This window comes from Lachnobacterium bovis, from assembly GCF_900111325.1.
Classification (GTDB): domain Bacteria; phylum Bacillota; class Clostridia; order Lachnospirales; family Lachnospiraceae; genus Roseburia; species Roseburia bovis_A.
In genome coordinates this window covers 1-12,156 of sequence record NZ_FOGW01000020.1, presented here as the reverse complement: position 1 = coordinate 12,156, position 12,156 = coordinate 1, and the positions used below count along the sequence as shown (strand labels likewise).

The following is a 12,156-nucleotide window of genomic DNA, read 5'->3' as shown; positions in this document are numbered from 1 at the left end:
TCTATTGTAACTTAGATTTAACCTTATCAATAATCTTTCGTGGTGTATTCATTTCTTCTCTTGTTACTTCTGAAGGCGAAATTACAACATTAAGTTCTGATTTAATATCTACTAATAATTCAGAATAATCTAATGAATCTAATAGACCTTCTTCTAATAAATCGATATCTAAATCCTCTCTTACTACTTCATCTCCACATAATTCTTCTAAAATATCTAAAATCTTTTCTTCCATTTTTTTAACCTCTCTATATTTTTATTATTATTTAAGTTTCTTTATACTACTTTTCCTGAGAAAATCAAGAAACCAAACATTACTAAATTAAATGTAACAAACCACTGAATTGCATGGTACCATTTTTTCTTTTTATTTTTCTTATGAAATTTAGATTTTTTTTCATAAATTTCTGTAATAGCTAAAAGTAAACCATGATAAACACCATATACAATATATTGCAATTCTGTTCCATGCCAAATACCCATAACCGACATATTAATCAAAAATGCAAGTGATGCTCTATGTAATTTTTTCTTTGGACGTTTCTTCTCTGCCATTTTCATTACAATTCTTGTAAAGATAAAATCTCTAAACCAATGTGATAATGAAATATGCCATCTATCCCAAAATTCTTTTAAATCTTTACTAACAAATGGTTTATTAAAGTTCTCTGGTAATTTAATACCAAAAATCTGACCTGTACCAATTGCCATATGAGAATAACCAGCGAAATCAAAGAATAGATAAAATCCATATGCATACATGTAACCTATCATTTCAAGCATATTACTTGTTCTTTCTAATCTAAGCATTGCTTGGTAGAATATTGCTGCAAAAACCGTTTTATACAATGCTCCCAAAAGAATTCTAAATATTGCATCACCTAAATGTTCTAAATATTCTTCTTTTGAGATTTTTCTTTTCAAGTCTTCTTCAAATCTTCTACTTCTGTCAATTGGACCAGACGTAATTGTTGGAAAAAATAGGAATAAATACATAAAATCAAACAATTTCACATTATCTATTAAACCATCATATATCTCAATTACTATCTGAGTCCCCTTAAATGTCATATATGATATTCCTAAAAAAGCAAATATCTTATAATGTCCTGGCAACATTGGTAAAAACTTATTTAGCATTAAAGGTAATAATGACAAAAACAAAAAAGTGTAATATGTACTTGCCACTCTTCCTTTTGCCTTATAAATTTTCAAATATGCCTGAATTATTAAGTATTCAAATATGCAAAATGCTATTAAATAAGCGATTGCTTGTGGTGATTTAATTAATGCCCAAATAACAAAAACTAAAGTAACAAAAAAACTATAATACTTAATATTTTTTTCTTTAATTCCTAGAATAATTGCTGGAATCGATAATAAAACTAATGCACTAAAAAATATATATCCAGTAAATAATTCCATACTACACTAATGTCTCCATTCTTTTATAATCAATTTTTCCATTGTTAGTTAGAGGCATTTTATCTAAAACAACTATTTTCTTTGGAACCATATATTTAGGAATCATTTCTTGAAGCTGATTTCTAACATATTTTCTACTATCATAGTCTTCGTTTAATTTATCACTAACAATAAAAGCAACTAATTGTTTTATAACACCATCAACCTTCTTTGGAATAACTGCTGCTTGTGTAATTTCTTTAATCTTAGTTAAGTTAGACTCGATATCACCTAACTCAATTCTATATCCATGAAGTTTAACCTGTCTATCAATTCTTCCTAAGAAGAAAATCATTCCATCCTTATTTTTAAAACCAGCATCACCTGTAAAATATGCAGGTACTTCTCTACCTTTGTAAATTATAGTTTTAAATGCTTCAGCAGTCTTAACTTCATTCTTGTAATATCCAATACTCAAAGTATTTCCTAAAATTACCAATTCACCAATTTCATCATGTTTAGCAATTGTTACTTCTTGGCCTTCAGTAGAATCTGCTAAAATCAAAATTTCTGTCCCATGTTTTTCATATCCAATTGGAATAGACTTTTCATCTGCTAACAATTCTCTTGTTACCTCAATTGAAGTAACTGCAACAGTTGATTCTGTTGGACCATATGTATTAATAATTTTTGCTTTAGGAAATCTCTCCATTAATTTTTCTGAAGTTTCCTTAGAAAGTGTCTCCCCACAGAACATAAAGAATTTAAGGCTATCTAATTCTTCCTGGCAATATGATGGTTCTGATAAACACATCGCTGCAAATGAAGGAGTTGATACCCAATAATTAACTTCATTTTCTTTAATATATTTAACTAAAGCAGCTGTATCTTGCTGTAATTCTTTATCAACTGATATTAAAGTTCCGCCACTAACTAAACTTGTATATGTATCCATTACAGATAAATCAAATGAATATGGTGCCTGGTTAAGGAAATGTTTTCCGTGTTTAGCTCCAATTGAATCACCAACTTCTGTTGACCAATCTAAATAGTTTTCTAAACTTGATCTTGTAATTTGTACTCCCTTTGGCTTACCTGTACTTCCTGATGTGAAAATAATATAATAAACATCGTCTTTACCTAAATATGATTCTTCATTAACTAATTCAACAAGTGAATCATCAACATCTTCAAAAGCAGCAACTAACAAAGCATTAACATCGATAAAATTAACATTTGACATTCTATATGTGTATTCATTAATTTTTTCAACGTCAGCCTCTCTTTGAGGATCCTCTTTACAAATTCTCTCAACTAAATTTTCTGTCATTAGAACATAATCATTTTCAACTGTTTCAATAATATCTTCGATACGTTCTATTGGCATGCATCTATCAACTGGGCAGTATGTTCTTCCAGCTTTAGTACTTCCGAAAAAAGAAGCAAGCATCAATGGATTTTTATGTCCATAAATAACAATTGGATTAATTTCATTTTTACCAGTAACGTTATCCTTAATCCATTGAGCTACTTGCTCTGATTTATTCCATAACTGTAAGTAGCTTAATTGTCCCATACGAGATTTAAAAACCACTTGTTTCCCATTTTCAATAGCTTGTGTCTTAATATTTTCAATAATATTCATTAGCTATCTCCTTCCTACTTTATTCATCATTACAAATAAATTAATGTAATATTCATGCGATTTCTTTATAAATTTATCTATTTACCAGATAGTATTCTAATATATTAATCTTAGATTAATCTAAATACTTTCTTAAATTTTCTTAAGATTTATTCTACAATTACTTTAATTAATTTTTTTTGTTAAAAGTCCATCAAAAAAACGTAATAATCACTTTAAAAATATCAAAAAGTAACTATTACGTTTCATTTTAAGCTTTTTAAATTGACCGTTTTACCTTAAACTCGTTCTTCTCGTCCTGTATATTTTTCAATAACTAATAATACAACTAATAACAACGCAATTGAAATCATTAAATTAATTATTGAATTCTGTATTATACCAGCAAAAACGTATGAAACAATTGAAACAGCAGCAACAGTTAATACATATGGTAGCTGTGTTGAAACATGGTTTACATGACTACACTGTCCGCCAGCTGACGCCATAATTGTTGTATCCGAAATTGGAGAGCAATGATCTCCACATACCGCACCTGATAAACATGATGCAATTGAAATAACCATCATTTCCCCAGAAGGAAATACTCCGATAACTATTGGAATCAAAATACCAAATGTTCCCCATGATGTGCCTGTTGCAAATGACAATCCCATAGCAACAGCAAAAATAACTGTTGGTAAGAAAATAGTAAAAGCTGATGCTGATGAATTAACAAGTGACGATACATAGCTTTCAGCTCCAAGAACTTTTGTCATTCCTGATAAAGTCCAAGCAAATGTCAAAATAAGTATTGGAGAAACCATTGATTGAAATCCTTCTGATATACAACTCATATACTCTTCAAAACTCAAAACGTCTCTGTACATATACAAAATAAACATAAATATCAATGTAACAACAGCGCCCATTACTAAGGCCGGTTGAGCATCTGCATTAGCAAACGCATCAACAAAATTGTTCTCTCCAGTAAAGAACTTACCTGTATAAAGCATAAATAATGCGCATGATAAAATAAGAACAGCAACTGGTAAAACCAAATCAATTACTTTTCCTTTGTGATTTACAACGTTTTCTCTATCACTTGCATAAGGTCTTTCTGGTGTTGTATATAAATCGCCTTTAATTGCATTCTCTTCATGTACACGCATTGAACCATAATCAATTCTTCTTATTGTTATATATGCAAGCATTATTAATGTCAAAACCGCATAATAGTTATATGGAATTGTTCTTAAGAAAACAACAAATCCGTTAATATCAGTTCCTTCAGGAACCGACGATGTTACAGCTGCTGCCCATGAACTAATTGGTGCTATAATACATACTGGAGCTGCTGTTGCATCTATAATATATGACAATTTAGCTCTAGATACCTTGTGTCCATCAGTAACAGGTCTCATAACACTACCTACTGTTAAGCAGTTAAAATAATCATCAATAAAGATAAGAATTCCAAGGAACATAGTTGCTAATTGTGCTCCCGTTCTAGTCTTAATGTGCTGTTTTGCCCATTCACCAAAGGCTGCAGAGCCACCAGCTCTATTCATAAGCGAAACAATTATTCCTAATACAACTAAGAAAACAATGATTCCCATATGTGTTGTATTTGTCAACTGTTCAACTAAACCTATATCCTTCTTAAAAAACATAGTATGCATCGCTAATTCTAAGTTAAAATTCGAATAAATAACCGATCCACAAACTATACCAACAAACAATGACGAAAATACTTCCTTCGTAATTAATGAAAGTGCTATAGCTATAATTGGAGGTAGTAATGAAAAAAATGAATTCTCTGCAAAACTTTTATAACCTTTTAGATTTCCCATATTCACAGGACATGCAAATGTGTAAATTACTAAAAGCAAAATTATAAGCATCAAAATCAACGCAGTTTTTTTCTTTCTGTTCATAATTTTTCTCCTATCCATAATAATACTTTTACTCTCTACCGTATCAAAGCTGAGTAATAATAGAAAATAGTGTGTTATGTACATCCTCGTACATAAACACACTATCCTTATAATAATATGTATATAGTATTCACGTCAAGTATTTTTTTATTTTTGACTTCCAAGTTCTAATTCAAGTTTTCCATTATCAGATAATGTTATTTTCAATGGCTTAACATAACAATCATAAAATTGTTCTAGTTCCTTTTCCGATAGGTTAACTCTTGTTTCATTGGAAATTTTTTTGAAAATGTCGTTTACATTAAATGAAATACTATTTTCTATTTCTTTTCTAAATTCCATCAATAATACGCGTCTTCTAATATCTACTTCTCCTGAATAAAAATTCTCAATATATGAATAATGTATATTCGCATTTTCAACAATCTCACGCATATTATGACCAAATTTTTCTTTTTCAGCAAAAATTAAAAACTCCACATCTGGCAAGGTATTAATCAAGCCCCAAAAGTCAGAATCTGAGCTAATTAAAATAAATGAATCCACATGATTTACATAATGCTCTTTACAAGTTTCAGCTGTCAGAACAATATCAACAAGTGATTTTTCTTTAGTAACACGTTCTGTTGATATGTGCTCAATTTCAATATTAGTTACTAATTGATCAAAAATATTCCATGCCTTCACTGTATTTTGATCATCAACTAATATTATTTTATTGATTTTAGATGTTAACTCAGCATTCATATTATTAAAAACAGAAGCCAACATATAAGGATCTGAATTTTCGCAATCACAAATAGCATCTACTATTTTAGCACTTTGTATAAATTCTTTGATATTTAGTTTTGATTCCGAAGAAATATCTGACACCCTACTAACATCTTTAAACACATCGCCATTCATGTTATATAACAGTTCTAAAAATTTCTTGTCATTATATAAAATATTGCCTTCATCTTTAGGATTTTTCCAATTAATATACATTTTATACGGATATTTGTTAACATTTGGATAATACAATTCCATAGCTGCTTTTGTTCCTTTTTCTGTATAACCATTTGGCATAAGAAATAAATCTTTTATATAATCCCAAACTATCCAATCTGGAAATAAATTTTTGCAATAAAATATATGACTTGAAATCAACTGATTGATATCTATAATATATTGTGCCAATTTTTGCTTATTATACTTAACAATATCAATATCATCTTCTCTAAGTTTACTGATTGCCTCACTTATATATTTATTGTTTATCGTATTAAGAGTTTTAAATTCATATCTCATAGCATCTTTTATAAATTTAAAGTTTCTTTCTATAGTTGTTCTTAATATACATAAATTTCGAATAATTCTAGCATTCTTATTTTGATCTAATTCATCGTAAATTTCTAATTGTGGCGATTGATTAGCATATTCAAAAAACATTTTCTTAACACCAATCAAATATGCAATCTTAGATATTATCTCTCTATGAGAATTGATCTCCTGTAATTCTTCCGGAACATTTTTTTTAATTTTATCAAATTCAATAACTTTATTTTCATCAGATAAATGATCGATTTTATCATTTTCTTCAAAAATTATATTGAATTCTTTACTATACTCCTTTTCCATTATTACCTCCCCACGAATAAAAGACAAAAAACATAAGATAAAGTATCCAATTTTCACTATTAAATGAACGACAATGCATTATTTACATCTTCAATAATATCATCTACATTTTCAATTCCAACTGATAATCTAACTAAATCTGGAGCCACACCACCTTTAATCAACTCCTCATCTGTTAACTGTCTATGAGTTGATGATGCTGGATGCAAAATACAAGTTCTAGCATCTGCAACATGTGTTGCTATCATTACAACCTTAAGATGTTTCATAAATTCCTCAGCTTTTTTTCTTCCACCTTTAATACCAAAAGAAATAACTCCACATGTCCCATTTGGCATATATTTTTTTGCTCGCTCATAATATTTATTTCCCTTGAGTCCAGGATAATTAACCCACGACACTTTGTCATTACCTTCTAGAAATTCAGCTACTTTTTGTGCATTTTCACAATGTCTCTCAACACGTACAGCAAGTGATTCAATACCTAAATTCAAGAAATAAGCATTCATAGGTGATTGTATCGAACCTAAATCTCTCATTAACTGCGCTGTTGCCTTTGTGATAAAAGCACCTTCTTTTCCAAATTTAGTTGCATATGTAATTCCATGATATGACTCGTCAGGAGTAGTTAATCCTGGGAATTTTTCTTTATGAGCCATCCAATCAAATTTACCACCGTCAACTATACAGCCACCTACTGTAGCATCATGTCCATCTAAATACTTAGTTGTAGAATGTGTAACGATATCTGCCCCCCATTCTATAGGTCTACAATTAATTGGTGTAGCAAAAGTATTATCTATAACTAATGGCACTCCATGTTTATGTGCTGCATTAGCAAATCTTTCTATATCAAAAACAATTAAAGCTGGATTAGCAATTGTCTCACCAAATACTGCTTTTGTATTAGGTTTAAAAGCTTTTTCTAATTCTTCATCACTACATTCTGGATCAACAAAAGTAAAATCTACTCCCATTTTTTTCATTGTAACATTGAATAAATTAAAACTTCCTCCATAAATTGTAGACGAAGCGACTACATGGTCTCCTGCTTGGGCCAAATTAAAAATTGTAAAAAAATTAGCTGCCTGTCCAGATGATGTAAGCATTGCAGCTGTTCCACCTTCTAAATCAGCTATTTTCTTAGCTACATAATCTGTAGTAGGATTCTGTAATCTTGAATAAAAATATCCCTCTGCCTCTAAATCAAAAAGCTTACCCATATCTTCACTTGTATCATATTTAAAAGTTGTACTTTGAATAATTGGAATCATTCTAGATTCACCATTTTTTGGCTGATAACCACTATGTATACATTTAGTCTCTTTTTTCATATTCTTCCTCCATTTATTAAATAAATTTTCACAAAATAAATTTTACCCTATCTTTTTTTTGAATTCAACATTTTTTTCACTTTTACCTTATATTTTTATTTTATCACATGTTATTTTTTTTATTTATAACATCGTTTTCAAGCATTTTATATGATTTTTCTCATTTACTATTTGTTTATAATATTTCTTCGTATTATAATCATTATATGAAATAAAGGAAGAAGGTATTTACAATGACAAAAAAAAGACTTGAAAACATTTGGTATTATTACAAAATACATATAATAATTGTAGCTATTCTATTAATTGCTTTATACAATATTATAACAACCTATAACAACCGCAAGGAACAAATTTTACAAATCGGAACTGTCAACATTACTCTTGACAATAAAGCTAAAGCAACTGATTATTCTGATAATTTCAAGAAATCACTACATATTAATTCTCCTAAAAAAGAGATTTTTATTTACGATTCAATTAATTTATCAACACGCTCTGGGGGAAAAATAACGATGAATTCAAATGAACAGATGAGACTTGTATCTTATTCACATACAAACTCTCTAGATGTTGTTCTTATGGACATAGACGCTTACAAATACATGTGCAAAAACGGATATTTATGTAATCTAGAAAAGCTAATAAAAACAAATGATCCTAAAATCTATAAATCACTAAAAAACAAATTAGTCTCTACTAAAGAGGTAACTAATACCACTAGTAAGTATAGTAATTATAAATGCGCTATTGAGCTCAGCAATATAAAAGTTACTCGTAAAAGTAATACAAAAAATTCAAAAGTATATGTAGGTGTTATTTCTGATTCTAACAAGAAAGAAATGTCTGTCAAATATATCGAATATTTAAATAACTTACAACTATAAGAATTATATAATACTAATATCTTATAAAGGATAAATTTTAATATGAAACAAAAGCTTATATAATAATTAATCTCATGTCACACAACTAATTTTCACTGGGCAAATTTAATTCCGAGATTTTTCATTATATAAGCTCTCATATCTATTACTTTATAAAAGGCTTCATGGTTATTACTTTCTACAATCTCTTATATCTGTACATTATTTATATTTCTGTACATTATTTATATTCTCGTATCTATTACATTCTAAAGTATGATCTAGCTTTTACAGAATTCTTGTTTGATAGGTTGCTATTTTCATTTACTTCTTTTTCTTTTTCTTTTTTTTTTGGTCCACGAACCTTTTCTTTACGCTCTCGAGATTTCTTTTCTTCTATCATTTCGCATATACGTAATAACTCAATGTAACAATCCACACGAACCCTGAGTGATTCCTCATCTAATGGTCTTCTACATGGCATTTTGGCTACAATATGATCTTTTCTTTTAAGATAAACTGCCTTCGTATCTAAGTCTTGATGTACCCTATATCCTCTATGGAGTATTTCTAAGGTATTTAATTCATCATGCTCTAACATAATATAATATCCTCTCTATTTTTAATAACAAATTTATAATATCATTTGTTAATTTATAATCTAATACTTATAGGCGACAGATACAACTATATAACTTTTGAAATATAAGTTCAATAGAGTTATTGTTTTTTTTCTTTTTTTTATTATTAGTTTATAATTTATTTAGTTTTATTTTATTGTTTTAATTTTTTTATTATTTCTATTTATAAATTTATATTTTTGTCACCAAAATGGATAATATATTTTTTTAGATTTTTTAAAATCTAGTAAAAGTAACTAAGTAGTTCATTGAATAATCATTTTTTTTTTAGTATATTTTTTTTTAAAATTATGATAAACTATTATAGTCCGTTTTAAAAGGAGGAAACGAATTTCGAAAAGTTTAAAAACTTTAGCGCCATGTACCAATTATCCATAATTGGTTGACGAGGTTTCAAGTTATCGAATTATTCGGCGGATGCTTGAACGTTTTTATATGGGAACGCATGTAGTAACAAACAACAAGGTAACTTATTAACAAAAAGCTACATCCATATAAATTATTGTTATACAAAAGGAGATTTATTTAAACATGTGTGGAATTATAGGTTTTACTGGGAAGAAAGAAGCTCAGGATATTTTATTAGACGGTTTAGCCAAACTAGAATATAGAGGATATGATAGTGCAGGTATTGCATTTTTCAAAGATAATGGTGGACATATTTCCATTCGTAAAACTGCTGGTAAAGTAAACGATTTACGTGCAATTTGTGATGATGAAAACTCTTCTACTTGTGGTATTGGTCATACTAGATGGGCAACTCACGGTGGTGTTTCTAACTTAAACGCTCATCCTCATAAAGTAGGAAAAGTCACTTTAATTCACAATGGTATTATTGAAAACTACCATGAAATTGTTGAAAAATATGAATTACAACCTGTTTTAAAATCTGAAACAGATACAGAAGTTGCTGCAGCTTTATTTGATAAAATGTTCAATGGTGATCCAATTGAAACAATTAAGAAAACAGTACCTCTTTTTAAAGGTTCTTTTGGTTTCTGTATTATGTTCAAAGATCATCCAGGAAAAATTTACTGCGTAAGAAATGTAAGCCCTATGGTTGCAACTCAAACAGAAGATGGTACTTTCGTAGCTTCAGATTTAACTGCATTTATTACATTCTCTAGACGTTACTTCATTGTACCTGAATTTTCGATTGTCACAATGGAAGCAGATAAATTTACAATTCAAGATTTAGAGGGTAATCCAGTTGAACCAGAATATTTAGAAGTAAATTGGGATGTTACAGCAGCTGAAAAAGAAGGCTACCCTCACTATATGATTAAAGAAATTCACGAACAGCCACGCGCTATTAATCGTACAATCAGCCCAAGAATCAAAGATTCTCTTCCATATTTTGGAGATGACAATATTCCAGATTCTTTCTTTGAAGATTGTTCTGATATTACAATTATCGCTTGTGGTACAGCAATGTACGCTGGAATGGTTGGTAAAACATTCATTCAAAACAAACTTGGAATTCCAGTAAATGTTGCTATTGCTTCAGAATTTAGATATGAAAGACCTGTTATCTCTGATAAGTCTATGGTAATTGTTGTTTCTCAGTCAGGTGAAACAATTGATACTCTCGAAGCTTTAAGATTAGCTAAGAAATATACTCAAAAAACTTTATCAGTTGTTAACGTTAAGGGATCATCAATTGCTCGCGAAAGTAACTATGTATTATATACACATGCTGGTCCTGAAATTGCCGTTGCTAGTACAAAAGCATATACAGTTCAGGTTGCAAGTATGTATTTATTAGGATGTAAATTAGGTCTTGTAACTAACCGTTTAAGTGTTGAAGATGCTAAAGTATTCATCGAAAACCTTACAAAAGTACCTGAAATGATCAAAACAGTATTAACTCAGGAAGAAAAAGTTGCAGAACTTACAAAACGTATGACAAATGCTACAAACGCATTCTTCATTGGTCGTGGATTAGATTACACTCTTTCAATGGAAGGATCTTTAAAATTAAAAGAGATTTCTTACATTCATGCTGAAGCTTATGCTGCAGGTGAGTTAAAACACGGTACAATTGCTTTAATTAGTGATGGTGTTCCTGTAATCGCTATTGCAACACAGGATCATGTATACAGCAAAGTTATTTCTAATATTAGAGAAGTTAAAGCAAGAGGTGCTTACGTTACTCTAATTAGTAAAGATGAAATCATTACAGATAAAACAATTTGTGACGTACATATTCACATTCCACCAGTTGCTGATGAATTTACAATTTTCGAATCAGTTGTAATCTTACAAATGATTGCATACTATACATCAACTGGCAGAGGTGTAAATCCAGATCAACCAAGAAATCTTGCAAAATCTGTTACAGTAGAATAATATTATAATAGAATAATTATAATATAAATTATATTTTTAAAAGCCCTGTTATTGAGAAAACTCTGATATGTACCCAGAATCCTGGACACATATTTATGAACTAGGCGGAACACATGGATGCTATCCTGTATTGTACAGGTGGCATCCATTTTGTTTTTGCCTGAATTCTTTTGTTATTGTAGTAATCTATATATTCTTCAATCGCTTTTGAAAAGTCTTCAAAAGAAGCATAGTCTTTCTCATAGCCATAATACATCTCATTTTTTAATCTTCCAAAGAATGTCTCCATAATACAATTATCATAGCAGTTACCTTTTCGAGACATAGATTGAATAATTCCATGTTCCTTTAAAGCAGTTCTATAATTCGCATGTTGATACT

The 12,156-nt window shown here is 29.4% G+C and carries 10 protein-coding genes; 2 read left to right on the top strand and 8 right to left on the bottom strand.

Annotation, left to right across the window (positions count from 1 at the left end; translation table 11 throughout):
• Position 1 precedes the first annotated feature (1 nt).
• The 6 genes from dltC to BMY79_RS08840 all read right to left on the bottom strand — a co-directional run bounded on the left by dltC (position 2) and on the right by BMY79_RS08840 (position 7,919).
• Complete coding sequence (gene dltC, locus BMY79_RS08865) at positions 2–235, bottom strand: D-alanine--poly(phosphoribitol) ligase subunit DltC (protein WP_022750077.1); 234 nt, start codon at positions 233–235, stop codon at positions 2–4.
• A gap of 41 nt (positions 236–276) precedes the next feature.
• A complete protein-coding gene (gene dltB / locus BMY79_RS08860) occupies positions 277–1,425 on the bottom strand; it encodes a D-alanyl-lipoteichoic acid biosynthesis protein DltB (protein WP_022750075.1) in 1,149 nt (382 codons plus the stop codon).
• A gap of 1 nt (position 1,426) precedes the next feature.
• The gene (dltA, locus tag BMY79_RS08855) at positions 1,427–3,049 is read right to left on the bottom strand and encodes a D-alanine--poly(phosphoribitol) ligase subunit DltA (RefSeq protein WP_074730789.1); all 1,623 of its coding nucleotides are present in this window, start codon (positions 3,047–3,049) and stop codon (positions 1,427–1,429) included.
• Positions 3,050–3,327: 278 nt separating this feature from the next.
• A complete protein-coding gene (locus BMY79_RS08850; protein WP_022750073.1) occupies positions 3,328–4,965 on the bottom strand; it encodes a Na+/H+ antiporter NhaC family protein in 1,638 nt (545 codons plus the stop codon).
• A 147-nt stretch (positions 4,966–5,112) separates the two neighbouring features.
• On the bottom strand, positions 5,113–6,585 hold the full coding sequence (locus tag BMY79_RS08845) for an NYN domain-containing protein (protein ID WP_022750071.1): 1,473 nt from the start codon (positions 6,583–6,585) through the stop codon (positions 5,113–5,115).
• 59 nt (positions 6,586–6,644) lie between these two features.
• Positions 6,645–7,919 carry an O-acetylhomoserine aminocarboxypropyltransferase/cysteine synthase family protein gene (locus BMY79_RS08840; RefSeq protein ID WP_022750070.1) on the bottom strand — a complete coding sequence of 425 codons (1,275 nt, stop codon included), beginning with the start codon at positions 7,917–7,919 and terminating at the stop codon, positions 6,645–6,647.
• 233 nt (positions 7,920–8,152) lie between these two features.
• On the opposite strand from BMY79_RS08840, the gene BMY79_RS08835 reads away from it, so the two are divergent.
• Entirely contained in the window at positions 8,153–8,806 is a 654-nt protein-coding gene (locus BMY79_RS08835) for a hypothetical protein (RefSeq protein ID WP_027421926.1), read from the top strand.
• A 241-nt stretch (positions 8,807–9,047) separates the two neighbouring features.
• Here the strand turns inward: BMY79_RS08835 and BMY79_RS08830 are convergent, their stop codons facing one another.
• Positions 9,048–9,386, bottom strand: coding sequence for a hypothetical protein (locus BMY79_RS08830; protein ID WP_022750068.1), 339 nt, complete (start codon positions 9,384–9,386; stop codon positions 9,048–9,050).
• A gap of 571 nt (positions 9,387–9,957) precedes the next feature.
• Here BMY79_RS08830 and glmS point away from each other — a divergent pair.
• Entirely contained in the window at positions 9,958–11,775 is a 1,818-nt protein-coding gene (glmS, locus tag BMY79_RS08825) for a glutamine--fructose-6-phosphate transaminase (isomerizing) (RefSeq protein ID WP_022750066.1), read from the top strand.
• Between the two features lie 100 nt (positions 11,776–11,875).
• Here glmS and BMY79_RS08820 read toward each other — a convergent pair.
• The coding region (locus tag BMY79_RS08820) for an IS3 family transposase (RefSeq protein ID WP_027422004.1) at positions 11,876–12,156 on the bottom strand (281 nt) is incomplete at its 5' end.

Coding starts and splice junctions, on each gene's coding strand:
- dltC (WP_022750077.1), bottom strand. CDS start 235: ATGGAAGAAAAGATTTTAGATATTTTAGAAGAATTATGTGGAGATGAA.
- dltB (WP_022750075.1), bottom strand. CDS start 1,425: ATGGAATTATTTACTGGATATATATTTTTTAGTGCATTAGTTTTATTA.
- dltA (WP_074730789.1), bottom strand. CDS start 3,049: ATGAATATTATTGAAAATATTAAGACACAAGCTATTGAAAATGGGAAA.
- BMY79_RS08850 (WP_022750073.1), bottom strand. CDS start 4,965: ATGAACAGAAAGAAAAAAACTGCGTTGATTTTGATGCTTATAATTTTG.
- BMY79_RS08845 (WP_022750071.1), bottom strand. CDS start 6,585: ATGGAAAAGGAGTATAGTAAAGAATTCAATATAATTTTTGAAGAAAAT.
- BMY79_RS08840 (WP_022750070.1), bottom strand. CDS start 7,919: ATGAAAAAAGAGACTAAATGTATACATAGTGGTTATCAGCCAAAAAAT.
- BMY79_RS08835 (WP_027421926.1), top strand. CDS start 8,153: ATGACAAAAAAAAGACTTGAAAACATTTGGTATTATTACAAAATACAT.
- BMY79_RS08830 (WP_022750068.1), bottom strand. CDS start 9,386: ATGTTAGAGCATGATGAATTAAATACCTTAGAAATACTCCATAGAGGA.
- glmS (WP_022750066.1), top strand. CDS start 9,958: ATGTGTGGAATTATAGGTTTTACTGGGAAGAAAGAAGCTCAGGATATT.